The 24,176-nt window shown below is 70.7% G+C and carries 18 protein-coding genes; 8 read left to right on the forward strand and 10 right to left on the reverse strand.

Annotation, left to right across the window (positions count from 1 at the left end; all coding sequences use genetic code 11):
- Positions 1–34 precede the first annotated feature (34 nt).
- Together cydD and E6R60_RS28870 are read left to right on the forward strand one after the other, a co-directional pair.
- Positions 35–3,643: a thiol reductant ABC exporter subunit CydD gene (gene cydD, locus E6R60_RS28865; protein ID WP_136329636.1), complete on the forward strand. Its 3,609-nt coding sequence runs from the start codon at positions 35–37 to the stop codon at positions 3,641–3,643.
- A 62-nt stretch (positions 3,644–3,705) separates the two neighbouring features.
- Entirely contained in the window at positions 3,706–5,457 is a 1,752-nt protein-coding gene (locus E6R60_RS28870) for a GAF domain-containing protein (RefSeq protein ID WP_240802710.1), read from the forward strand.
- A gap of 125 nt (positions 5,458–5,582) precedes the next feature.
- Here the strand turns inward: E6R60_RS28870 and E6R60_RS28875 are convergent, their stop codons facing one another.
- Entirely contained in the window at positions 5,583–6,449 is an 867-nt protein-coding gene (locus tag E6R60_RS28875; protein WP_136329637.1) for a Cof-type HAD-IIB family hydrolase, read from the reverse strand.
- A gap of 226 nt (positions 6,450–6,675) precedes the next feature.
- Here E6R60_RS28875 and E6R60_RS28880 point away from each other — a divergent pair, with 226 nt between their 5' ends.
- A complete protein-coding gene (locus E6R60_RS28880) occupies positions 6,676–7,638 on the forward strand; it encodes an LLM class flavin-dependent oxidoreductase (RefSeq protein WP_136329638.1) in 963 nt (320 codons plus the stop codon).
- Between the two features lie 50 nt (positions 7,639–7,688).
- On the opposite strand, the gene E6R60_RS28885 is transcribed toward E6R60_RS28880, so the two are convergent.
- From E6R60_RS28885 to E6R60_RS28900, 4 genes are all read right to left on the reverse strand, one after another.
- Entirely contained in the window at positions 7,689–8,231 is a 543-nt protein-coding gene (locus E6R60_RS28885; RefSeq protein ID WP_136329639.1) for an RNA 2'-phosphotransferase, read from the reverse strand.
- A gap of 156 nt (positions 8,232–8,387) precedes the next feature.
- A complete protein-coding gene (locus E6R60_RS28890; RefSeq protein ID WP_136329640.1) occupies positions 8,388–9,350 on the reverse strand; it encodes a MerR family transcriptional regulator in 963 nt (320 codons plus the stop codon).
- Positions 9,347–11,128, reverse strand: a complete 1,782-nt coding sequence (locus E6R60_RS28895; RefSeq protein WP_136329641.1) for an SDR family oxidoreductase — start codon at positions 11,126–11,128, stop codon at positions 9,347–9,349. Before E6R60_RS28895 ends, E6R60_RS28890 begins: the two co-directional genes overlap by 4 nt.
- On the reverse strand, positions 11,125–11,976 hold the full coding sequence (locus E6R60_RS28900; RefSeq protein WP_136329642.1) for a M24 family metallopeptidase: 852 nt from the start codon (positions 11,974–11,976) through the stop codon (positions 11,125–11,127). Before E6R60_RS28900 ends, E6R60_RS28895 begins: the two co-directional genes overlap by 4 nt.
- Positions 11,977–12,397: 421 nt before the next feature.
- On the opposite strand from E6R60_RS28900, the gene E6R60_RS28905 reads away from it, so the two are divergent.
- The 5 genes from E6R60_RS28905 to E6R60_RS28925 all read left to right on the forward strand — a co-directional run bounded on the left by E6R60_RS28905 (position 12,398) and on the right by E6R60_RS28925 (position 16,920).
- Entirely contained in the window at positions 12,398–13,387 is a 990-nt protein-coding gene (locus E6R60_RS28905) for an ABC transporter ATP-binding protein (protein ID WP_136329709.1), read from the forward strand.
- Positions 13,377–14,285 (forward strand): ABC transporter permease subunit, encoded by a 909-nt coding sequence (locus tag E6R60_RS28910; RefSeq protein ID WP_136329643.1) that lies wholly within the window; start codon positions 13,377–13,379, stop codon positions 14,283–14,285. The genes E6R60_RS28905 and E6R60_RS28910 overlap by 11 nt, the downstream gene beginning before the upstream one ends.
- Entirely contained in the window at positions 14,282–15,193 is a 912-nt protein-coding gene (locus E6R60_RS28915) for an ABC transporter ATP-binding protein (protein ID WP_136329644.1), read from the forward strand. The genes E6R60_RS28910 and E6R60_RS28915 overlap by 4 nt, the downstream gene beginning before the upstream one ends.
- 28 nt (positions 15,194–15,221) lie before the next feature.
- Complete coding sequence (locus tag E6R60_RS28920) at positions 15,222–15,941, forward strand: ABC transporter permease subunit (RefSeq protein WP_136329645.1); 720 nt, start codon at positions 15,222–15,224, stop codon at positions 15,939–15,941.
- A gap of 283 nt (positions 15,942–16,224) precedes the next feature.
- On the forward strand, positions 16,225–16,920 hold the full coding sequence (locus E6R60_RS28925; RefSeq protein WP_136329710.1) for a hypothetical protein: 696 nt from the start codon (positions 16,225–16,227) through the stop codon (positions 16,918–16,920).
- Positions 16,921–17,014: 94 nt separating this feature from the next.
- Here E6R60_RS28925 and E6R60_RS28930 read toward each other — a convergent pair whose 3' ends face one another.
- From E6R60_RS28930 to E6R60_RS28950, 5 genes are all read right to left on the reverse strand, one after another.
- Positions 17,015–17,815: an HAD family hydrolase gene (locus E6R60_RS28930; protein ID WP_136329646.1), complete on the reverse strand. Its 801-nt coding sequence runs from the start codon at positions 17,813–17,815 to the stop codon at positions 17,015–17,017.
- The gene (gene serS, locus E6R60_RS28935) at positions 17,812–19,101 is read right to left on the reverse strand and encodes a serine--tRNA ligase (protein WP_136329647.1); all 1,290 of its coding nucleotides are present in this window, start codon (positions 19,099–19,101) and stop codon (positions 17,812–17,814) included. Before serS ends, E6R60_RS28930 begins: the two co-directional genes overlap by 4 nt.
- Before the next feature lie 677 nt (positions 19,102–19,778).
- Entirely contained in the window at positions 19,779–20,714 is a 936-nt protein-coding gene (pheA, locus tag E6R60_RS28940; RefSeq protein WP_136329648.1) for a prephenate dehydratase, read from the reverse strand.
- A gap of 66 nt (positions 20,715–20,780) precedes the next feature.
- The gene (efeB, locus tag E6R60_RS28945) at positions 20,781–22,094 is read right to left on the reverse strand and encodes an iron uptake transporter deferrochelatase/peroxidase subunit (protein ID WP_136329649.1); all 1,314 of its coding nucleotides are present in this window, start codon (positions 22,092–22,094) and stop codon (positions 20,781–20,783) included.
- 38 nt (positions 22,095–22,132) lie between these two features.
- Positions 22,133–24,172: a copper resistance protein CopC gene (locus E6R60_RS28950; protein WP_136329650.1), complete on the reverse strand. Its 2,040-nt coding sequence runs from the start codon at positions 24,170–24,172 to the stop codon at positions 22,133–22,135.
- Positions 24,173–24,176 lie beyond the last annotated feature (4 nt).

Here is a 24,176-nt window from a genome sequence, read left to right on the forward strand (position 1 = left end):
CCTTGACCGAGCCGAGCCTCATGGGGTGTTTCACGTGAAACCGATCGATCCGCGTCTGCTCCGCCACGCCCGTGCCACCCGGCTGTTCCTGGCAGCGGTGGTGGCACTCGGAGTCGCTGGAGCGGCGCTGGTCATCGCCCAGGCCATGCTCGTCGCCGAGGTGGTGGTGGGCGGTTTCGAGGACGGCCTCACTGGTACGGAGCTGCGCACGCCGCTCCTTCTGCTCGCCGCGGTGGCACTCGGCCGGGCCCTGGTCTCCTGGCTCACCGAACTGGCCGCCTACCGGACCGGGGCGGCCGTCAAATCCGAACTGCGCGAGCGTCTTCTCGCCCGCGCGGCGGAGCTGGGGCCCGACTGGCTGAGCGGCCGGCGCACCGGTTCACTGGTGGCTCTGGCCACGCGGGGGATCGACGCGCTCGACGACTACTTCGCGCGCTACCTTCCGCAGCTCGGGCTCGCCGTGGTGGTGCCGGTGGCCGTCCTGGCCAGGGTCGTCACCGAGGACTGGATCTCGGCCGCGATCATCGTCGTCACACTCCCCCTCATCCCGCTCTTCATGATTCTCATCGGCTGGGCCACCCAGTCGCGGATGGACCGGCAGTGGCGGCTGCTCTCCCGGCTCTCGGGGCACTTCCTCGACGTGGTCGCGGGGCTGCCGACGCTGAAGGTCTTCGGCCGGGCCAAGGCGCAGGCCGAGTCCATCCGCACCATCACCTCGCAGTACCGGCAGGCCACCCTGAGGACTCTGCGGATCGCGTTCCTGTCGTCGTTCGCCCTGGAACTCCTTGCGACGCTGTCGGTGGCCCTTGTCGCCGTCACCATCGGCATGCGGCTGGTGCACGGCGAACTCGACCTCTCCACAGGTCTGGTGGTGCTGATTCTCGCGCCCGAGGCCTACCTGCCGCTCCGGCAGGTGGGTGCGCAGTACCACGCGGCGGCCGAGGGGCTCTCGGCCGCGGACGAGATCTTCGCCGTCCTGGAGACCGAGCCGCGCACGGGTGGTACGCAGGACGTCCCCGGCTCGTTGCGGCTGGAGCTGGAAGGAGTGACCGTCCGGCACGCCGGGCGTGCCCAGCCCTCGCTCGCGGGGGCCTCGCTGGTCGTGGACGAGGGGGAGACCGTCGCGCTGACCGGCCCGAGCGGCGTCGGCAAGTCCACTCTCCTCAACGTGCTGCTGGGATTCGTGGAGCCCGATGAGGGCCGGGTGCGGGTCGGCGGGACCGATCTGGCGGACCTGTCCCCCGAGCGCTGGCGCGAACGGATCGCCTGGGTGCCGCAGCACCCGCACCTCTTCGCGGGCACGATCGCGGAGAACGTCCGGATGGCCAGGCCCGGCGCGGACGACAGCGCGTTGACGGCCGCGCTGCGGGACGCCGGGGCGTACGACTTCGTGGCCGCGTTGCCGGACGGCTCCCGCACGCTCCTCGGCGAGGACGGCGCGGGACTCTCCGCCGGCCAGCGCCAGCGTCTCGCGCTGGCCCGTGCCTTCCTCGCCGATCGGCCGGTCCTGCTGCTGGACGAACCGACCGCGAATCTCGACGGGGAGACGGAGGCGGGCATCGTCGAGGCGGTACGGCGGCTGGCGGCGGGCCGGACCGTGCTGCTGGTGGTCCACCGGCCGGCGCTGCTGTCGGTGGCGGACCGGGTCGTGACGCTGGTCCCGGGAGGACCGGGCGGGCGGGTGCCGGCTGCGGGGGTGGATCGGGTGGTGCCGCCGGCACCGGCAGGAGTGAGCGAGCGGCTCCCGGTTGCGGGGACCGATCGGGAGGGGGCGCAGACAGCCGCGCTGTTGTCGGAGCCGGGGCACGCGGGGACGACGGCTGTGGTGACCCGGTCGTCGGGTGAGGCCGGGGAGGTGCGGGACACCGCGGCGCGGGCCGGGCACGTCCTCAGGCGGGTGAGGGATGCCGCGGGTGCACAGCGCAGCCGGCTGCTCCTGGCTCTGCTGCTCGGAAGCCTCGCCCTGGGCTCGGCCGTCGGTCTCATGGCCGTGTCCGGCTGGCTGATCTCCCGCGCCTCCGAACAGCCCCCCGTGCTGTACCTCATGGTGGCGGTGACCGCGACCCGCGCCTTCGGCATCGGGCGGGCGGTCTTCCGCTACGCGGAGCGCCTCGTCTCGCACGACGCCGTGCTCCGGATGCTCGCGGAGCTTCGCGTCGGTGTCTACCGGAGCCTGGAACGCATCGCACCCGCGGGCCTGCGCCGTACCCGGCGGGGTGACCTGCTCTCGCGGCTCGTCGCCGATGTGGACACCCTTCAGGACTACTGGCTGCGGTGGCTGCTGCCCGTCGGGACCGCGGTCGTCGTCGGCACGGGAGCCGCCGGATTCACTGGCTGGCTCCTCCCCGAGGCGGGCCTCGCGCTGGCCGCCGGACTGCTGCTGGCCGGGGTCGGGGTCCCGCTCGTCAGCGGCGCCTGTGCCCGGCACGCGGAGCGCCGCCTGGCGCCCGCGCGGGCCGATCTGGCCACCCGGATCACCGACCTGCTCGGCGGTACCGCCGAGCTGACCGTCGCCGGCGCCCTTCCGGCCCGTCTGGCGCGGACGAGCGAAGCGGACGGAGCGCTGACCCGGATCGCCGCCCGGGCGGCGACCGCCACCGCGCTCGGCGGCGGCCTCGGCTCGCTGGTCGCCGGTCTCACCGTGGTCGCCGCCGCCCTCGTCGCCCTTCCGGCCGTGGCCGACGGCCGGCTGGCCGGAGTGGAGCTGGCCGTGGTCGTCCTCACCCCGCTGGCCGCCTTCGAAGCCGTGAACGGTCTGCCGCTCGCCGTGCAGTACCGGCAGCGGGTGAAGCGGAGTGCGGAGCGGGTGTTCGAGGTGCTGGCCGCCCCGGTGCCGGTGCGGGAGCCCGCCGTCCCCGCCGAGGCTCCCGCGTCGCCCTTCCCCCTGGAGGTCCGGGGCCTGTCCGCGCGCTACGCCGGAGCCGGGCGCGACGCCCTGGAATCCGTCGACCTCACCCTGGAAGCGGGCCGGCGTATCGCGGTCGTCGGTGCGTCGGGTTCCGGGAAGACCACACTCGCCCAGGTCCTGCTCCGCTTCCTGGACGCGCGGTCGGGGACGTACCGGATCGGCGGGGTCGCGGCGTCAGCCCTGGACGGGGACACGGTCCGGCGGTTCGTCGGCCTCTGTGCGCAGGACGCCCACATCTTCGACAGCTCCATCCGGGAGAACCTGCGGCTGGCCCGTACCGGCGCGACGGACGGGGAACTGTGTGACGCCCTCGGCAGGGCCCGGCTGCTCGACTGGGTGCAGGAGCTGCCGGACGGTCTGGACACGCTCGTCGGCGAGCACGGCGCCCGCCTCTCCGGTGGCCAGCGCCGGCGGCTCGCACTGGCCAGGGCGCTGCTCACGGACTTCCCCGTGCTCGTCCTGGACGAGCCGGCCGAGCACCTCGATCTGCCGACGGCCGACGCCCTGACCGCGGATCTGCTGGAAGCCACCCAGGGGCGGACCACCGTACTGATCACTCACCGCCTCGAAGGACTGGAGGCGGTCGACGAGGTGATGGTGCTGGAGGCGGGCGCCGTCGTGCAGCGCGGCTCATACCAGGCCCTCGCAGCGGTGGACGGGCCGCTGCGCCGGATGCTGGAGCGCGAACGGGAGACCACAGCCGATTCAGGTGAGCTGGTGGTCACGCATGCCTGAGATGTCCGTACGACGGGAAATCTCGACTTTCCCCCTTAAAAACGACTAATTACGCTCTGGGTATGGCTGAGCAGGACCCGAACCACCCGGAGCATGCGGCGGACGCGAAGGATGCGATACGGCCGACGGACGCGCTCGACGCCGTGACCGAGGCGACCCGCAGTCTGGGGGGTCTGTCCACCGAACTCACCGCCCGCGTTCCACGGCTGCTGGAAGCCATGCGGTCGGTGGGCACGGGTCTCGAACTCCACTCCACGCTCGACCGGATCTGTGAGACCGCTGCCGAGTTGGCCCACGCCCGCTACGCGGCCATCGGTGTCGTGGACGAGGAGGGCGAAGGTCTCACCGATTTCGTCACGTACGGAGTCTCCGACGCCGTGGAGCGCGGCATCGGGCGTCGGCCGGAGGGGCACCGGGGGCTGCTCGGCGCCCTGATCGACGATCCGCGCCCGCTGCGGCTGGCCGACCTGACGTCCGACCCGCGCTTCGCCGGCTTCCCGCCCGGCCACCCGTCCATGCGCACCTTCCTCGGCGTCCCGGTCCGGGTCCAGGGCGAGATCTTCGGCAACCTCTACCTGTCCGAGAAGACGGACGGTGGCGAGTTCGACGACTACGACCTGCACATGGTCCGGGTGCTGGCCACCGAGGCCGGCATCGCCATCGGCAATGCGCGGCTGTACGAGGCGGCCAGGCAGCGCGAGCGCTGGATCGACGGGTCGGTGGCCGTCACCACCGCTCTGCTGTCCGGCGGGGACGCCGACGACGCGCTCTCCGTCGTTGCTGAACAGGCCCGGCGTCTCGCAGGATCGGCGGCGGGCATCGTGCTGTTGCCCGCCGCCGACGGGGGACTGGAGATCGTCGCCGTCTCCGCGGACGACCTGCCCACCTCGCTCGGGCTGATCATTCCGGCGCACAGCCCGGTGGTGGCGAAGCTTCTGAACGGCGAGGCCGTCTTCGTCGACGACTCGGCCAGCGACTTCCGCATGATCACCAGGCTGGCGGACCGCTTCGGCCCGAGCATGATGCTGCCGCTGCACAGCGGGGGCCGCGTCCTCGGCGCGCTCGCCACTCCGCGCGCCAGGGGCGGCCGGCCGTTCACGGAGAACGAGCGGACCCTCGCCACCCAGTTCGCCTCGCAGGCAGCCCTGGCGCTCATGATGGCCGAGGCACAGCGCGACCGGGAGCGGCTCGCGGTCTACGAGGACCGCGATCGCATCGCCCGTGACCTGCACGACCTGGTCATCCAGCGGTTGTTCACCACCGGGATGATGCTGGAGAGCGCGCAGCGCGGGTCGGACGTGCCGGAGGTGCAGACCGGGGTCGGCAGGGCGGTCGACGAACTGGACGTGACCATTCAGGAGATCCGTACCGCGATCTTCGCGCTGCAGCAGGAGCCGGCCGAGGCGCCCTCCGGACTGCGTACCCGCGTGCTGCGCGAGATCAACATGGCGGCGGTTCCGCTGGGTTTCAAACCGTCCCACCGCTTCCTCGGACCGGTCGACTCACTGGTGGGCGAGCTGACCGGCAAGAATCTGATCGCGGCTCTGCGGGAGGCGCTGTCCAACGCCTTCCGGCACGCCGACGCGGCGCGCATCGATGTGGTCGTCGACGCGACCGCCACGCTGCCCGACGGGCAGGACGCGGTGCGGCTGTCGGTCGCCGACGACGGAGTGGGCATTCCGGAGGGCGGGCGGCGCAGCGGGCTGCGGAACCTTGCCCGCCGGGCGGAATCGCTCGGCGGGGCCAGTTGGTTCGGGCCCGGGATCGGAGAGGGCGGCACCGGTACGACGGTGGTGTGGCAGGCCCCGCTCTGACCCCCGCGAGCCGGGCCTCCGCTCTGACCCCCGCGAGCCGGGCCTCCGCTCTGACCCCCGCGAGCCGGGCCTCCGCTCTGACCCCCGCGAGCCGGGCCTCGGTGCGCCTCCCGTCGCAGCCGGTCTCAGCGCTCCACGCCGAGGCCGGCACGTTCGGCGATGATCCGCTCGATGACGACGGCGACGCCGTCCTCGTTGTTGGTGACCGTGCGGCCGGAGGCCGCGGCGACAGCCGCCGGGTGCGCGTTGCCCATCGCGTACGACGTGCCCGCCCACCTCAGCATCTCCACGTCGTTGGGCATGTCGCCGAAGGCGACGACCTCCTCGGAGGAAATGCCGCGTTCGGCGCAGCACAGTTCCAGGGTGCTGGCCTTGGAGACGCCGGGCCCGCTGACCTCCAGGAGCGCGGTGGGGCTGGACCGGGTGAAGGACGCCCGGTCACCGGCGGCCGTGCGTGCCAGGGTGAGGAAGTCGTCCGGGGCCAGTTCGCCGTGGTGGGCCAGAAGCTTCAGCACGGGGGCGCCGGCTCCCGGCGTCTCCTCGTGGAGCAGCTTCTCGGCGACGGCCACCGTGGCGCCGGGGTCCAGGAAGAACGGCGGGTAGGCGGGTTCGTAGTGGATGCCGGTGGCCAGCTCGACGGCGAACGAGGTGCCGGGGGCGGCTGCGCGCAGGGTGTGCACGACGTCCAGGGCCACCGCCCGCTCCAGGGCCCGCACCTTCAGCAGCCTGCCGTTGGCGTGCAGGTCGGCGACGGCGGCTCCGTTCGCGCAGATCGCCAGACCGTGGCCGTGTACGTGATCGCTGACGACACCCATCCAGCGGGCGGGGCGGCCGGTGACGAAGAAGACCTCGATACCCGCCTCCTCGGCGGCGGCGAGCGCTGCGACCGTGCGGTCGGAGACGGTCTTGTCGTCCCGCAGGAGGGTGCCGTCCAGATCGGTGGCGATCAGCCGTGGAGCGGCAGGAACGGGCTGTTCGGTAGCTGAGGTCACCGCTCCATTCTCGCGTACCAGCGCGCACGGGCGTGCGCAGGGGCGCACATTTGAGTACGCGCGCCTCTGAGCTGGGGAACATTCCCCTGGCATATGTCGGAGGTTCCCCGGTGCCGCACGGGCCCTTGAGTCGTTCGCGAGATCCGCTCGAAGTCGCCCGGCCGACCGGGCCGATCGGTCCGGTCGCAAAAGGTGGGGTCGGCGCGCCCCCGTAAACTCTGGAGCCATGAGCACCCCTCTGCGCCTCAGCACTGTCATTCTGCCCGTCCGCCGCTGGCACGAGGGCGGACGCTCGCAGTGGCAGCGCGCCGAGGAGCTGGGCCTGCACGCCGCGTACACCTACGACCACCTGGCCTGGCGCGCCTTCCGGGACCGGCCGTGGTTCGGCGCCCTCCCCACCCTGACGGCGGCTGCCGGCGTGACCTCGCGCCTGCGGCTCGGGACGCTGGTGACCTCGCCGAACTTCCGGCACCCGGTCACGCTGGCCAAGGAACTCATCTCGCTCGACGACATCTCGGGCGGGCGCCTCACGCTGGGGATCGGCGCCGGCGGCAATGGCTTCGACGCGACGACGCTGCTGCCGGCGGACGAACAGCCGTGGACTCCGCGCGAGCGGGCCGACCGGTTCGGCGAGTTCGTACCGCTGCTGGACGGACTGCTCCGCGAGCCGGCCGGGCTGACAGCGGAAGGCGCGTTCTACTCGGCCACCGAGGCGCGGAACCTGCCGGGCTGTGTGCAGCTGCCGAGGCTGCCGTTCGCCGTCGCCGCGACGGGACCGCGCGGGCTCAGGCTTGCCGCTCAGTACGGGCAGGCGTGGGTGACCACGGGTGATCCGAAGCTGTACGAGGCGGGCAGTGCGGCGGAGTCGCTCGACGCCGTCCGTGGTCAGGTGGCGAGGCTGGGCAAGGCCTGCGAGGAGAGCGGCCGGAACGTGGCGGAACTCGACAAGATCCTGCTCACCGGATTCACGCCGGAGTTCAACCCTGATCTCACCGGTGGCCGGATCGGGCCGTTCGCGTCCGTGGACGCCTTCGTGGACTTCGCCGGCAGGTATGCGGAGCTCGGTTTCACCGAGCTCGTGATCCACGCACCGGTGCCCGACGGCAGCCCCGAGTTCTCCGCGGCGGTGTCGGACGAGAAGCTGTTCGAGCAGATCGTGACGCAGGGACTGGGCCAGCTCGCGGGCTGACGACCAGACCCCGGGCAGGGCCCGCAACCGGGGCGGGGGCGGCCGCCGTGTCAGCCGGGCAGGCGCAGGAATTCCGGCGGTACGGCGGCGGTGAGCCATACCCCGTTGGCACTGACGTAGAAGACGTGTCCCGCCCGGTGCATGGCGCCCGCGTCCACCGGCAGGACGACGGGCCGGCCGCGCCGGGCTCCGACGCGGGTCGCCGTCTCGCGGTCGGGCGAGAGGTGGACGTGAGTCCGGTTCATCGGCCGCAGTCCCTCGGTGCGGATCGCGTCCAGGGAGCTGCCGACCGTGCCGTGATAGAGGTACGCGGGCGGCTCGGCCGGCGGCAGGTCCAGGTCCACGTCGACGGTGTGCCCCTGGCTTGCCCGGATGCGGTCCCCCTCGATGGCGAACCGTTGCTTGTCGTTGGACGCGACCACATGGTCGAGTTCGGCGCGGGTGAGCGGGAAGTGGTGGCGGGCAAGGGCCCGGAGCAGCTCGTCGACCGGCACCCAGCCGTGGGCATCCAGCGTGAGACCGATCCGTTCGGGTTGATGGCGGAGGTGTTTGGAGAGGTACTTGGACACCTTGACGGTGCGTCTTTCGTCCATCCCGACAGCCTGCCCGTGAGCTCGGCTCCGGCGCATCCGGATTTGGCTTCGGCTTCACCCGGAAATTTTCGACAGCGGGTTTGATCCACAGCCAACTCGACTTATCCACAGGCTCATTGGCGAATTTGTGGATAACTGAGCTGCGCATTGCGGCTTTTACTCAACTTCACGCGCTATCTGGCGAGATGCGGCAAGTGCGTCCAAGGTTCTTGTCTGTAGCTCCCGTTCGGCGGCTGCGGAGATGAAGCGCCCGGCGTTCTCGCGCCCAACCAGCCGTTCCACAGCGCGAACCGTATCGGCCGCCAGATCGACCGGCCTCCGTGTGCCGCCGGTCGGATGCGGGGGGTAGGGCTCCTCGGCGGCGAGATGGTGTTCCAGATGACGCGTGGCGAACGCCCTCATGGCACGCGCCAGTTCGGCATCGACGGTCTGCTGGGCCAGCGGTCGGAGCCTGCGGACCATCGAGGCCGCCTCGGCGGCGTCCGCGTCGGACGGGGGGCGATGGCCCAGGTACCGGACGAAGACGTGCTCCGTCGTGAACTCCAGGAAACGAGAGGCTATCTGCTCGACCTGCTCCCGAAGCTCCCTCAGATGGCCGGAGATTGCGGTCAGCGGAACGCCCGCGGCGTACAACTCGGCTGCCACCGACAGCTCCTGTGGGCTCGGAACCACGAATTCGTCGTCCCGGCCAGGGATCCGTTCCAGAATCCCCAGCTCCACCGCTTCGGCGATCGCCGCGTCGTCCGAATGCCCGCCGAACCTGGCCTCCAAGTCCGCCCGGGTGATGCGGTCGGCCCGCTCATCCGTCCACGGCCCGTGCACCTCGGCGACGAGCCCCAGGACGCCGCCGAGGCCGCGGCCCGTGTCCCATGCCTCGAGCAACTCCTTGATACTGGCCAGGGTGTAGCCGCGGTCCAGCAGGTCCGCGATCTGGCGGAGCCGGGCGAGGTGGGTGTCCCCGTACACATTCACCCGGCCCCTCCGCTCCGGGGTCGGCAGAAGCCCCCGGTCCTGATAGGCGCGGATGGTGCGGACGGTGGCGCCGCTCGCGTGCGCGAGGTCCTCGATCCGGTACTCGGCGACTGCCCGGCCGGCCGCCGGCGGCCCGGCGGCGCTCACAGCGGCGGCTTCAGCCGGGCGATGCCGCGCAGCACAGCCGGGCTGAGGCGGGCCAGGAAGCGGGCGGCATGCGACTCCGGTGTCACCGGAACGACGGCCTGGTTGCGGACGACGGCCCGGAGGATCGCATCGGCGACCTTCTCCGGGGGGTAGTTGCGCATCCCGTACAGCTTGCTCGTCCTTCTTCGCAGCCGCGTCTCCTCCGCGGCGTCCGCCCCGGCGAAGCGCGCGGTCGTGGTGATGTTCGTGTTGACGATGCCGGGGCAGATCGCGCTGACCCCGATCGACTTCCCGGCGAGCTCGGCACGGAGGCACTCGCTGAGCATCAGCACGGCGGCCTTCGACGTGCTGTAGGCGGGCAGTGCGCGGGACGGCTGGTACGCGGCCGCCGAGGCGGTGTTGACGATGTGACCGCCCTGCCCCCGGTCGGCCATCTGCTTGCCGAAGAGCCGGCAGCCATGGATGACGCCCCACAGATTCACGTCGAGGACGTGTCTCCACTCCTCGGCGGTCGTCTCCAGGAACGAACCGGAGATCCCGATACCGGCGTTGTTGACCAGGACATCGACGATGCCGTACTCGGCGGCCACCTTTTCGGCGAGCTTCTCCATGGCCTGTTCGTCGCTCACGTCGACCGTCTCCGCCCAGGCGGCCGGCGCGCCGATCAGCCTGGCCAGTTCCGCGGTCCGGGCCGCCCCCTGCCCGTCCCGGTCCACGGCCACCACACGGGCGCCCGCCTCGGCGAACGCGAAGGCGGTAGCCCGCCCGATCCCGGCTGCCGCTCCCGTCACGAGGACGAGGCGGCCGCCGAACCGGTCCGCGTACGCCCCCTTCGGCGCGGTGTCCCGCACGGGTGCACCGCCTTGCAGGGCTGCCTCGGCAGCCATGGCGAACTCGCTGATCCAGGCAGCCAGTTGGTCCGGCCTGGTGCGGGGGACCCAGTGTTTGGCGGGCAGCGAGCGCCGCGTCAACTGCGGTACCCAGGCGTCGAGTCCGTCGTAGAGCTGTTCCGAGAGGAAGATGTCGCCGGTCGGGGTGATCAGCTGGACCGGTACGTGCGCGAACGCGTCGGCGCGCGGCCTGAGCAGCCGGGAGCGGACGTTGTCCCGGTAGAGCCAGGCCCCGTGCGCCGCGTCGTCGGGCAGCGACGGTGTCGGGTAGTCGCCCGGAGGCACCTTTTCCAGCCGCTCCAGGATGCGGGGCCACCGTTTCCCGAGCGGACCCCGCCAGGCCAGCTCCGGCAGCACGGGGGTGTGCAGCATGTACACGTACCAGGACTTGGCGCCCTGGCCCAGTAGCTGAGCGACCCGGCGCGGGGTGGGCCGGGACATCCGCTGCTTGATCCAGTGTCCGAAATGGTCCAGCGACGGGCCGGACATCGAGGTGAAGGACGCGATCCGGCCCTCGGTACGGCTGACCGTGGCGAACTCCCACGCCTGTACCGAACCCCAGTCGTGCCCGACCAGGTGCACCGGCCGGTCCGGGCTCACCGCGTCGGCGACGGCCAGGAAGTCGTCGGTCAGCTTCTCCAGGGTGAAGCCGCCGCGCAGGGGAACCGGAGCCGTCGACCGGCCGTGTCCCCGCACGTCGTACAACACGACGTGCCACTGAGTGGCGAGCTGCCGGGCGACCTCGGTCCAGACCTCCTTGCTGTCCGGATAGCCGTGCACGAGCACGATCGTGGGCCGCGTGGCGTCGCCCAGTTCGACGACGCACAGGTCGATTCCGCCCGTGGACACCCGGCGCTCGCGCGCCCCCGGCAGGTTTCGCAGACTCATGCCGCCACCCTTTCCTCGGCCCAGCGCCGCACATGCGGCAGATCGTCATCGAGCCAGAAGGCGCTCTCCGCCGGATCACGGGAGTCGGTGACGACCAGGATCTCTTCGAACTTCGCACCCGTGCCCCGGAATCCGAGGTGGGGCTCCACCGCCCACAGACCCGGCTGCGGAGGGTGGTCGGAGAAGCGGTACGGACTCCAGAGCGGCGACCATCCCTCCCGGTGACCGTGTACCGCGTCGCTCAGCAGCCCCTTGAGCGACTGGGTTCCGAACCCGAACACCTGCGGCGACCAGCGCCGTTCGGCGACCCGGTCCACCTTGTGGGCGATGACCCCGAACGGGTAGGCGCGGTGCCGGTTGGCATAGCCCTGTCCGACCATGAGGCGCTCGACGTCCTCGTAGATCTCACGCAGCGGCCGACGCTCGCGCACCTCGCGCAGGATCAGCTCGCGGTGGGCCTCCAGATCGGCCAGCAGGCGGTCGTGCAGCGGGTTGAGCCCGAGGCAGCCCGAATATCCGATGTCGGCCGTGAATCCCTTGTACACGGGGGCCATGTCGAGGATGAACGGCATCCCCGGCTCCAGGCGGCGATCGGTGGGGAAGAACTGCAGCGGCACCTTGAACCCGGTGAACGCCGTGCGGTCCCCGAACCAGGCGAACGGGAGATGGAACCAGTCGCGCACCCCGCGCTCGCGCAGCCACTCGCGCTGCATCCGCGCCGCCTCGCGCTCCGTCACCCCCGGTTTCAGGCGGTCCGCGACCGCCTCCGCGCAGGCGTACGCGAGACGTTGCACTTCCCTGAACCCCTGGAGCTCCGGGGGCCCTTCGTCCTTGACGCGCGAGGCCATGCCACCGTCCGTTCCCTGCCGTGTGCGGTACGTGCCCGTAACGTGACACTGATGAATGTGACAATGTCCGGCGGCTACGTCAAGGGATGTGCGGGGCCTGTGGACAACTCCCCCGGTGCGGCGGTCATCGCGCCGGGCGCCGTCCTCCGGCGGAACCCGCTCAGGTGTCCCGCGGCGCAAGCCGCGCCGGCCACCCGGCGGTCCGGACAAGCCGTTCCGCCCGCGGTCCTCCCGGCTGCGGTCCTCCCGGACACGGTCCTCCCGCCCGCGGTCCCCCCGGATGCGGTCCCCCTACGGGTCCGTACATCTGGAGTCTGACGGGAATCGGGCCTCAGGTCTGACGACCGCTGTGGTCCGCGCCACTACGGTCGATGGTGTGACTGTCATTGCGACCGAAAGCCTGAGCAAGCGGTTCCCCCGGGTGACCGCGCTTGACCGGCTCTCGTTGGACATCGGCCCCGGTGTGACCGGGCTGGTGGGCGCCAACGGAGCCGGCAAGTCCACGTTGATCAAGATCCTGCTGGGTCTGTCCCCCGCGACCGAGGGCCGGGCCGCGGTGCTCGGACTCGACGTGTCGACCAGCGGCGCCGCCATCCGGGAACGGGTCGGCTACATGCCCGAGCACGACTGCCTGCCGCCGGACGTCTCCGCGACCGAGTTCGTCGTCCACATGGCGCGGATGTCCGGTCTGCCCCCGACCGCTGCCCGCGAACGCACCGCGGACACGCTGCGGCACGTCGGGCTGTACGAGGAGCGCTACCGGCCCATCGGCGGCTACTCGACCGGCATGAAGCAGCGGGTGAAGCTGGCCCAGGCTCTGGTCCACGACCCGCAGCTGGTCCTTCTGGACGAGCCGACCAACGGACTGGACCCGGTCGGCCGCGACGAGATGCTCGGCCTGATCAGGCGTATCCACACCGACTTCGGCATCTCGGTCCTGGTCACCTCGCACCTCCTGGGCGAACTGGAACGCACCTGCGACCACGTCGTCGTCATCGACGGCGGCTCACTGCTGCGCTCCAGTTCCACCAGCGACTTCACCCAGACCACCACGACCCTCGCGGTCGAGGTCACCGACAGCGACACCCATCCCGACGGGACCGACGCCCTGCGCAAGGTCCTCACCGGGGCGGGAATCAAGCTGGTGGGACTCGACGGACTGGACGCGGAGGGGCTGCCCGGGGCGGGCCACATCCTGCTGATCGAGGCGACCGGCGAGGAGACCTACGACCTCGTCCGCGACAGCGTCGCCGGCCTCGGGCTCGGCCTCGTGCGGATGGAACAGCGCCGCCACCACATCGCCGAGGTCTTCCGTACCGAAGAGGCGCCGGCCGCGCAGCCCGAGGCGCGGACCGCGTCCGTGGCCGCCGGAGCCGTACAGCAGAAGGGGAGCGGTCGCGATGAGCACTGAGACCGGCGCCGCGACCGGGAGCGAGACCTCCCGGATCCACAACATCGGCTACCGCGCCTACGAAGGTCCGCGGCTCGGCCGTGCCTACGCCCGCCGCTCGCTCTACTCGCAGTCCCTGCGCGGTTCTTTCGGACTCGGCCGCTCGGCCAAGTCCAAGGTGCTGCCCATGCTGCTGTTCGGCGTGATGTGCCTGGTCGCGGCGATCATCGTGGCGGTGGCCATCAACATCCCCAACTCGACGAAACTGCCGATCGAGTACACCTCGTACGCGGTCTATCTCCAGGCCGTCATCGGACTGTTCCTGGCCTCCCAGGCACCGCAGTCGGTCTCCAGGGACCTCCGGTTCAAGAGCATCCCGCTCTACTTCTCCCGGCCGATCGAGCGGGGCGACTACGTCCTCGCGAAGTTCGCGGCCATGGTCTCCGCGCTCTTCATCCTCACCGGGGCGCCGCTCGTGATCCTGTACGTGGGCGCGCTGCTGGGGAAGTTCGACTTCGCCGACCAGACCAAGTGGTTCGCCCAGGGGATGGTCTCGGTGGCCCTGCTGTCCGTGCTCTTCGCCGGTCTCGGCCTCGTGATGGCCGCACTCACCCCCCGGCGCGGCTTCGGTGTCGCCGCGGTGATCGCCGTGCTGACGATCACGTACGGCGCGGTCAGCACGCTCCAGGGCATCGCCTGGTCCACGGGGTCATCCGGCGCGGTGCCGTGGCTGGGGCTCTTCTCCCCGATCACGCTCATCGACGGGGTGCAGACCGCGTACCTGGGGGCCACCTCCGCCTTCCCCGGCGGGGAAGGCCCGGGTGCCGGAGCCGGTGTGGTCTACCTGATCGTTGTCCTCGCGCTCGTCGCCGGCTCGTACGCCGTACTGATGCGCCGCTACCGGAGGGTCGGCCTGTGACCACCATCGAGATCGACCACACGTCCCGCTGGTTCGGCAATGTGGTCGCAGTCAACGACGTGAGCATGACCGTGGGCCCGGGCGTCACCGGTCTGCTGGGCCCCAACGGCGCGGGCAAGTCCACGCTGATCAACATGATGGCCGGATTCCTCGCCCCGTCGACGGGCACGGTCATGCTCGACGGCAAGCCGATCTGGCGCAATGAGTCCGTCTACCGGCAGATCGGCATCGTGCCGGAGCGGGAGGGGATGTACGACTTCCTCACCGGTCGTGAGTTCGTCGTCGCCAACGCCGAACTGCACGGTCTCGGCGCCGCCGAGGCGGCCACCGCACTGGCCACCGTGCAGATGGAGTACGCGCAGGACCGCAAGATCTCCACGTACAGCAAGGGCATGCGCCAGCGCGTGAAGATGGCCTCCGCGCTGGTCCACGACCCGTCCGTGCTGCTGCTCGACGAGCCGTTCAACGGAATGGACCCGCGCCAGCGGATGCAGCTGATGGAGCTGCTGCGCCAGATGGGAGCGCAGGGACGCACGGTCCTCTTCTCCTCCCACATCCTCGAAGAGGTGGAGCAGCTCGCCTCGCACATCGAGGTGATCGTCGCCGGGCGGCACGCCGCGTCCGGTGACTTCCGCAAGATCCGCCGGCTGATGACGGACCGCCCGCACCGCTATCTCGTACGGTCCAGCGACGACCGGGCCCTCGCCGCCGCGCTCATCGCCGACCCCTCGACGGCGGGAATCGAGGTCGACCTCGGCGAGAACGCGTTGCGCATCCAGGCCGTCGACTTCGGCCGGTTCACGACGCTGCTGCCGAAGGTGGCGCGTGAACAGGGCATTCGACTTCTGACCGTTTCGCCGTCCGACGAGTCCCTCGAATCGGTCTTTTCCTATCTCGTAGCGGCCTGAGTAGTGGCCTGAAAGGAGCTGTGACGTCATGTACGACCCCACAGTCGCCCGGCTCACCTACCGGGCCCTGCTCGGCCGGCGCCGGGCCGCCATCCTCTTCATCCTGCCCGCGCTCCTGATCGTCATCGCGGTGGCGGTACGGATGTTCGCCGGGGCGGACGACCAGGTGGCCTCGGATGTGCTGGGCGGATTCGCCATCGCCACCATGGTGCCGCTGATCGGTGTGATCGCCGGAACGGGTGCCATCGGGCCGGAGATCGACGACGGCTCCATCGTCTACCTGCTGGCCAAGCCGGTGACGCGGCCGACGATCATCTTCACCAAGCTGATCGTGGCGATCGCGGTGACGATGGTGTTCTCGGCGGTGCCGACCATGATCGCCGGAGTGATCCTCAACGGCAACGGCCAGCAGATCGCGGTGGCGTACACGATCGCGGCGCTGGTCGCCTCGATCGCCTACAGCGCGCTGTTCCTGCTGCTGGGAACGGTCAGCCGACACGCCGTGGTCCTCGGACTCGTCTACGCGCTCGTGTGGGAGGCGCTGTTCGGCAGCCTCGTGCCGGGTGCGCGCACGCTCAGCGTGCAGCAGTGGTCCCTGGCGGTGGCGGAGAAGACCGCCGGGGGCGGCGCGATCACCTCCGACGTCGGGCTGCCGCTCGCGACGGTGCTCCTGGCGGCGGTCACGGTGGTGGCGACCTGGTACGCCGGGCAGAAGCTGCGCACGCTGAAGCTCGCCGGCGAGGAGTGAACGCGAGCGCCCGAGACATGTGACAACCCCCGTTCCGAGAACGGGGGTTGCCGTATTTCGGACAGTCTTACGCGTAACTGTACGGTTATCGGTTCGTTGTCCGTAGTGCGTGGAGGCAACTGGAATCTGTGGCGTCGTAGCTTTCGTGAAATCCGGATAGCCGATGCGGCGGGGCATTACCCCCTCGGTCGGTCCTTGAGTGAGTGGCAACCGTGAGCGTCCTCCGCCCCTGAGGCCCGGGGAGAGGGCTGTCCGCTCCAGCTCACGATCGGAAGGCATGCTCATGCCCACGGAAGTCGCCTTGCTCGAATCACGCGCGTTGCGTGTCGAACAGATGGGGCGCGTCGACGCCCTGGACAAGGTGAAGTGCCTTGTCATGCTCCCGGACGGACTTCACGTCCGCACCGAGGACGTGGCGCGGTACTTCGAAGTATCCACAGGCGCCGTCAGAAGGTTGACCGACCGCCATCAGGACGAGCTCTCGCAGAACGGGATGCGCGTGCTCCGAGGGTCTGACCTGAGGGCCTTCCATAGCGACATGCTGTCGCTATGGGGTGGTGCCGGTGCCGAAAGTTATCCACAGGCGGCCACTCAGCTCCGTCTCTACACCCGCCGAACCGTCCTCAACGTCGCGATGCTTCTTCGCGACAGCGACATCGCCCGCTGCGTCCGTACGTACCTCCTCGACGCCGAGCAGGACCTGCGTGCGGGATACGCCTCGCTCGAACACCGCGTCACCCGGGTCGAAAGCTGCCTGGCCGGTGTCGGCAGCGCCCTGCAGGAGCTCGGGCCGGTCCTGAACCGGATGTCCCACCGCCTCGACAGCCTCGACCGCAGGATGGAGGTGACACATCAAGTGGTCGGTGCGATGAGCGTGCGACTGGGCGACGTCTCCGAGGACATCGTCCGGCTCGACGGGCGCATGGATGAGCTCGCACGCAACCTGAAGGACCTGAACCGCCGCAACCGGAACCGCTGACGAACCCCTGGTGCCCGGCGCCGCCCTTGACCGAGTGTGGCCGGGCACCGGGGACGCGGCCGGCAAGCCCCCAGGGGCGACACGGCCGGTCACGTCACGGGAGCAGTTGCTCCAGGACCACGGCAATGCCGTCGTTCTCGTTCGACGCGGTGATCTCCTGGGCGACGGCCTTCAGATCCTCGTGCGCGTTGGCCATGGCGACGCCGTGCCGTGCCCAGGCGAACATCGGGATGTCGTTCGGCATGTCACCGAAGGCGATCGTGTCCGCCGCCTTCACGCCCAGCCGGCGCGCGGCCAGCGAGAGGCCGGTGGCCTTGCTGAGCCCCAGGGGCAGGATCTCCACCACGCCCGGGCCCGCCATGACCACGTCCACCAGATTGCCGACCGCCGCCCGCGCGGCCTTCGCCAGCGTGTCGTCGTCCAGGTCGGGGTGCTGCAGGTAGACCTTGTTCAGCGGGGCGGACCACAGCTCGGCCGGGTCCTGCACGAAGACGTACGGAAGCGGCCCCTCCTGAACGCGGTAGCCGGGGCCGACCAGCACCTCGCCCTCGAGCCCGTCGCGGCTGGCGGCCAGCGCCAGCGGACCCACTTCCGCCTCGACCTTGGAGAGCGCGAGTCCGGCCAGCTGCCGGTCGAGCGTCAGCGAGGTGAGCAGCCTCTGCTCGCCCGCGTGGTAGACCTGCGCACCCTGGCCGCAGACCGCCAGTCCGTCGTAGCCCAGGTCGTCCAGGATGTGCCGGGTCCACGGAACGGCACGTCCGGTGACGATGATGTGCGCCGCACCGGCCGCGGTGACCGCGGCCAGTGCCTCACGCGTGCGCCCGGAGACCGTGTCGTCGTCACGCAGGAGCGTGCCGTCGAGGTCGGTCGCGACGAGCTTGTAGGGGAAGGTCACTTGGCGACCGGCTCCAGCACTTCACGCCCGCCCAGGTACGGACGCAGCACCTCGGGCACCCGAACCGAACCGTCGGCGAGCTGGTGGTTCTCCAGGATCGCCACGATCGTCCGGGGTACGGCGCAGAGTGTGCCGTTCAGCGTGGCCAGCGGCTTGAGGACCTTCTTGCCGTCCCGGTTGTCCCGCATCCGGACGGACAGGCGGCGCGCCTGGAAGCCGTCGCAGTTCGACGCGGAGGTCAGCTCGCGGTACTTGCCCTGCGTCGGGATCCACGCCTCGCAGTCGAACTTCCTGGAGGCCGAGGCGCCCAGGTCGCCGGTGGCGACGTCGATCACCTGGAAGGGCAGCCCGAGCGCGGTGAGCCACTGCTTCTCCCAGTCCAGGAGACGCTGGTGCTCGGCCTCGGCGTCCGCCGGATCGACGTACGAGAACATCTCGACCTTGTCGAACTGGTGGACCCGGAAGATGCCGCGGGTGTCCTTGCCGTACGTGCCCGCCTCGCGGCGGAAGCACGGCGAGAAGCCCGCATAGCGCAGGGGCAGCTTCTCCGCGTCGATGATCTCGTCCATGTGGTACGCGGCGAGCGGTACCTCGGAGGTGCCGACCAGGTAGTAGTCGTCCTTCTCCAGGTGGTAGACGTTCTCCGCGGCCTGGCCGAGGAAGCCGGTGCCCTCCATGGCGCGCGGGCGGACCAGCGCCGGGGTGAGCATCGGGATGAAGCCGGCCTCGGTGGCCTGGGCGATCGCCGCGTTCACGAGGGCGAGCTCCAGCAGCGCGCCGACGCCCGTCAGGTAGTAGAAGCGCGACCCGGACACCTTGGCGCCGCGCTCCATGTCGATCGCGCCGAGCGCCTCGCCGAGCTCCAGGTGGTCCTTGGGCTCGAACCCCTCGGCGCCGAAGTCACGGATGGTGCCGTGCGTCTCCAGGACGACGAAGTCCTCCTCGCCGCCGACCGGCACGTCCGTGTGGACGATGTTGCCCAGTCGCAGGAGCAGGCTCTTGGTCTCCTCGTCGGCCTCTCCCTGTGCCACGTCGGCTGCCTTGACGTCGGCCTTGAGCTGTTCGGCCTTCTTCAGGAGCTCGGCGCGTTCCTCCGGGGAGGCCTTGGGGATGAGCTTGCCGAGCGCTTTCTGCTCGGAACGGAGTTCGTCGAACCGAACGCCGGACGACCTGCGCCTTTCGTCGGCGGAGAGAAGGGCGTCGACGAGGGCGACGTCCTCTCCACGGGCGCGCTGGGAGGCGCGAACACGGTCGGGGTCCTCACGAAGCAGGCGAAGGTCAATCACCCCTCCAGGCTACCGGTGCGGGCTTCGGTCCTTCGAACCGATATGGCCGAGCGTGTCACTTTGCCCGAATTGCCGGTATTGGTAATGCTGAGGATGGAATCCGCAGGAGTCACGGAGTGAGGGGATCGGGAAAGCCTCTCTACTCCCCTAAATGGGGCAGAAGGGTTATGTGTCTTGACGCATCGGCCTTGTCCGTACGGGGAGTTGGCCGCCACTTGTCCACAGGAAAGGGTGAACGGGCAAAGTTATCCACAGGCTGTGAGGAAGTTCTGTGGACACGGAGGAGATCATTCCGAAAGCCGCATGCCGACTGCTGGATTCGCGGTTCAAACCTCCTTCGCGCGCTCGTTCGGGTGGGAATTCCTCGCCCTAAAGAGTTGATCAATGGAATTGAGCTGACAACAGAGGACCCGGTGGCCTGTGGGCCGGTCTGAGGGGGCTGGGACGATTTGTCGACCATGTCGCATTGCGGTGTCGACTTGTCCCCAGGCCGAGAGGAGCCCCTGTGGATAACTTTCCCGCTGGCGACTATCGGCTGATCGCACCGGCGATGCGGACATGGGGGAGCCATGGCGAGGCGCGCGTCTTCAGCCCGACCGCACGGGCCGCCGGGGCGCGAGCCGTCAGGGCCGGCCTAGCTGCTTTCGGAGGGCGAGCGGCATTCGGAGGGCGAGCCGTCAGGCCCGGCCGTCCTGATTGCGGGCCAGCCAGTCGGAGGCCTCGGTGAACTCCGCGTCCGAGGTACCCGCTCGCAAGGGCCGTACGTCCGACGGCGTCACACCGGCCCGCGGATAGGAGCCGAGGAACCGGACGTTCGGGCAGATCCGCTTCAGACCCATCAGCGCCTCCCCGACACGGCGGTCGGAGATGTGGCCCTCGGCGTCCAGGGCGAAGCAGTAGTTGCCGATGCCCGCCCCCGTCGGCCGGGACTGGATCAGCATCAGGTTCACCCCGCGCACCGCGAACTCCTGGAGCAGTTCGAGCAGCGCACCGGGGTGGTCGTCCCCGAGCCAGATGACCACGGAGGTCTTGTCCGCACCGGTCGGCGCCGCCGGCCGGGCGGGGCGGCCCACCAGCACGAAACGGGTCTGCGCGTTCTCCGCGTCGTGGATCTCGGTCACCAGCGGTTCGAGCCCGTAGGTCGCCGCCGCGAACTCCCCCGCGAAGGCGGCGTCGTACCGCCCCTCCTGCACGAGCCGGGCGCCGTCCGCGTTGGACGCCGCCGACTCCCAGACCGCCTGGGGGAGATGGGCCGCCATCCAGTTGCGCACCTGCGGCTGTGCGGCCGGGTGCGCGGTGACCGTCTTGACGTCGGACAGTTTGGTGCCGGGACGCACGAGCAGCGCGAAGGTGATGGAGAGCAGCACTTCGCGGTAGATCATCAGTGGTTCGCCGCTGGTCAGCTGGTCGAGCGTGGTGGTGATGCCGCCCTCGACGGAGTTCTCGATCGGTACGAGCGCCGCGGCGGCCGTGCCGTTGCGCACCGCGTCCAGTGCCGCCGGTACGGAGACCATCGGGACGAGTTCGCGGGTGGCGGCTTCCGGGAGCGTACGGAGGGCGACCTCGGTGAAGGTGCCCTCGGGACCGAGATAGGCGTAGCGCGTGGCGGACATACCGTCACCCTAATGCGCCGGGGTGGCACGGCATCCCCGCATTGCGCTGCCTCGCCCCTCCGTGGTTCACGCCTCCAGGAGCCGCTGCCCCACGTACTCCCCCTCGGCCGCACCGCCCGGCACCGCGAACAGTCCGCTCGCCTCGTGACGGAGGAACGGTGACAGGGCATCGCCCCGGTCGAGTTTCCGCTGCACGGTGACGAAGCCGCGCAGCGGATCCGCCTGCCAGCAGATGAACAGCAGTCCCGCATCCGGTGTGCCGTCCGAGGAGATGCCGTCGTGGTACGAGAACGGGCGCCGCAGCATTGCGGCACCGCCGTTGCGCTCGGGGGAGGAGATGCGGGCATGGGCGTTGTCGGGGATCAGCAGCTTGCCGTCGGGGCCCGCCTTGTCGAGGTCCATCGCGGTGGTCTCGGTGCCGCCGCTGAGGGGAGCGCCGTCCGACTTGCGCCGCCCGATGACCCGTTCCTGATGTTCCACCGGGAGCTTCTCCCAGTCGTCGAGCAGCATCCGGATCCGGCGGACGACGGCGTACGAGCCGCCGGCCAGCCAGTCGTGCGCGGCGTCGCCGTCGCCCGCCGCGACGAAGACGCGCCGGTCGAAGTCGTGGTCGGAGGGCTTCGGGTTGCCGGTGCCGTCGATCTGGCCCATGAGGTTGCGGGCGGTCATCGGCTTCGCGGTGGCGCCGGGGGTGCGGTTGAAGCCGTCCATCTGCCAGCGCACGGTGGCCGTCGAGGCGGCTTCCTTCTGTAGCGCCCGCAGCGCGTGGAACGCGACGAGTGCGTCGTCGGCACCGATCTGCACCCAGAGGTCGCCGTTGGACCGGCGGGCGTCGAGGTGATCGGCGGAGAACGGCGGCAGTGGGTCGAGCCCGGGCGGACGGTGGCCCGTCAGGCCCGTCCGTTCGAAGAAGGTGGCGCCGAAGCCGAAGGTGACGGTCAGCGAGGACGGTCCGGCGTCCAGCGCGATGCCGGTGTCGTGTCCGGTGCCGTCCGCCGCACCACCGGCGGGTTCACCGGCCATCAACCGCTCGGCCGCGGCCGACCAGCGCCGCATCAGGGCCGCCGCCTCCTTGCGCCCGGCCCCGGGGGCCAGGTCGAAGGCGATGAGATGGCCGCGGGCCTGAAGCGGAGTGGTGATCCCCGGTTGATGTTTCCCGTGAAACATCACCTCGGTCGAGCCGACCGAGGTCAGTGCGGTCGGGGCCTCGTCCCGGGTCGCGGCATAGCCGGTGGCGCCGCCGGCCGCCCCGAGGGCGAGGCCGGCGGCACCGGCGGCTCCCGCGGTGCCGAGCAGCCTCCGTCGGGAGATCACGCCGGTCGCCGGGGCGGCGCCACGGCCGTCGGTGCGCTTGTTCCTGCCGCCCGCACTGCTCGGCATGTCTGTGCTGTCTGTCCGGTTTCCGCTCACGGTCCTGCTCAGCCGATCTTGACGTTCTTGTCGACCGTGGTCTGGTCGATGTCCGAGGTGCGCACGGTGACCGCCACGTTCCAGTCGCCGGCGATCGGGATCTGGACGCCGGTGGAGGTCCAGTGGCCCTCGGTCAGCCGGACGGGGGCGGCGGGAAGGGGCCCGATGTCCTTGGACTTCAGGGTGAAGGCGAGCTTCACCTCGGGGACGTCCATGGCCTTCCCGTCGATGTCGTCGATCCAGAGGTGCACCACGTTGGCTCCGATGTGTCCGGGATCCAGGTCCATGCGGACCGTGCCCTTGCCCCTCTCGCCGCCGGTGTCGAAGGGCAGGGTGAGATTGACGGGGCCGCTCGCCGCCGGGGCGGCGGCCGGTGCGGAGGAGCGCGCCTCCTCCTCCGTACGGCCCGGCTCGGTCGAGGTCAGAATGGTGGTCACCGCGAGGAGTGCCATCGCGACTCCGACTTCGGCCAGTACCGAGCGGCGCAGGCCGGACCGGTCGGGGTCGGCGTCACGTATCCGCTTCTTCTCCGCGGTTGCCACGGCGGCCTGCTGGCGCGCGAGCTGGGCGGCTCGCGCGGGATCCTGGGTGGCTCGCGCGGGATCCTGGGTGGTGACCGCCGCGGGAGCTGCCGTGTCCGCCTCTTCTTCGTGGGCGGCTCGCGCGGCTTGCTCGGTGGTGACTGCCACGGGAGCCGCCGTGTCGGCCCCTTCTTCCACGTCGTCTGCTTCGTCCGTGCCGGCAGCGGCAGGCGCGGAGGCTCCCCCGCCCGTGGCCAGCCGGGCGGTCCACCGGCGAGAGACCCCGGCGACTCCGACGAGGACGGCGACGAGCCCCACCTTCACGAGCAGCAGCTGCCCGTACCCCGTGCCGGTCAGCGCCGACCAGGAGCCGACCTGTCGCCAGGACTGGTAGATCCCCGTCACGGCGAGCACCACCACGCTGATGAACGCGATCCGGGAGAAGCGGCGTACCGCGTCCGCCGTGATGTCGGGCGTGCGGTACAGCGCGACCAGGAGGGCCGTGAGCCCGCCCAGCCAGGCCGCGACGGCCAGCAGATGGAGCACGTCGACCGGCATCGCGATGCCCGGCTGGGTCCCGGTCGACGCGTGCTCGGCGAGGGCCCAGGTCCCGGCGATCCCGGCGGCGACGACGGTGCCGCCGAGGGCGAGGCCGAAGGTGAGGTCCTTCTTCTCGCGTGCGTCCTCGCGCTTCGCGTACGCCCCGAACAGCACCGCGATGAACAGCGCGCTGGCGCCGAGCAGCAGCAGCCGTGAGACGAGGGCGGCTCCGGGCTTGGTGTCCAGGACCGCCTTCAGGCCGTCGAGGTCGAAGGCGTCGCCGAGTTTCCCGGAACCGGTGTAGGGGCTGCGCAGCAGCAGCATCACGAGCGTGGCCGCGGTGAGGGTCATCCAGCCGCGGACGACGAGGCGTTGCAACGGGCGGGCGCCCGCCCCGCGTTGCCAGCAGGCCAGCACGAACGCGGCGCCGCCCGCCAGCACGATGAAGCCCGCGTACGCGGCGTAGCGGGCGATGCCGTAGAGCGTGCCGACCAGGCCGCCGCCCGCCTCGGTGTCCGGGAGGGCGACGGTGGTCTCGGAGGGTGCGCCGATGGAGAAGGTGAAGGCCCCGGAGACGGGGTGGCTGTCGGCGGAGACGGCCTGCCACGCAACGGTGTACGTCCCGTCCGGCAGTCCGGTGTGCAAGGAGACGCCGTACTTCACGGTGGCCCCGCCGTGCAGATCGCGCGGAGCCTCCTGGGTGTCCGCGCGTGTGCCGGAAGGGTCCAGGACCCGGATGGAGCCCTCCCCCATGGCGACCTGCTCGGAGAAGGTGAGCGTGACTGCCTTGGGGGCGGTGGCGACCACCGCCCCGTCCTGCGGATCGCTCCCGGTGAGCGCGGCATGGGCCGACGCGGGGGCCGCGACGGCCAGCAGCAGACCGAACACCACGCCGGCCAGGGCGGCGAGCACCCCCGTGAGGGCGAGCGGCCGGCGCAGGACGGAGGCGGACGGGGAGGGCCCGAAGGGCGGGGCGGTGGCTGTCATGGCG

The organism is Streptomyces sp. A0642, from assembly GCF_004795105.1.
Taxonomy (GTDB): domain Bacteria; phylum Actinomycetota; class Actinomycetes; order Streptomycetales; family Streptomycetaceae; genus Streptomyces.

Coding starts and splice junctions, on each gene's coding strand:
- E6R60_RS28920 (WP_136329645.1), top strand. CDS start 15,222: ATGTACGACCCCACAGTCGCCCGGCTCACCTACCGGGCCCTGCTCGGC.
- E6R60_RS28870 (WP_240802710.1), top strand. CDS start 3,706: ATGGCTGAGCAGGACCCGAACCACCCGGAGCATGCGGCGGACGCGAAG.
- E6R60_RS28900 (WP_136329642.1), bottom strand. CDS start 11,976: ATGGCCTCGCGCGTCAAGGACGAAGGGCCCCCGGAGCTCCAGGGGTTC.
- E6R60_RS28895 (WP_136329641.1), bottom strand. CDS start 11,128: ATGAGTCTGCGAAACCTGCCGGGGGCGCGCGAGCGCCGGGTGTCCACG.
- E6R60_RS28910 (WP_136329643.1), top strand. CDS start 13,377: ATGAGCACTGAGACCGGCGCCGCGACCGGGAGCGAGACCTCCCGGATC.
- E6R60_RS28925 (WP_136329710.1), top strand. CDS start 16,225: ATGCCCACGGAAGTCGCCTTGCTCGAATCACGCGCGTTGCGTGTCGAA.
- pheA (WP_136329648.1), bottom strand. CDS start 20,714: ATGTCCGCCACGCGCTACGCCTATCTCGGTCCCGAGGGCACCTTCACC.
- E6R60_RS28880 (WP_136329638.1), top strand. CDS start 6,676: ATGAGCACCCCTCTGCGCCTCAGCACTGTCATTCTGCCCGTCCGCCGC.
- efeB (WP_136329649.1), bottom strand. CDS start 22,094: ATGCCGAGCAGTGCGGGCGGCAGGAACAAGCGCACCGACGGCCGTGGC.
- E6R60_RS28950 (WP_136329650.1), bottom strand. CDS start 24,172: ATGACAGCCACCGCCCCGCCCTTCGGGCCCTCCCCGTCCGCCTCCGTC.
- E6R60_RS28885 (WP_136329639.1), bottom strand. CDS start 8,231: ATGGACGAAAGACGCACCGTCAAGGTGTCCAAGTACCTCTCCAAACAC.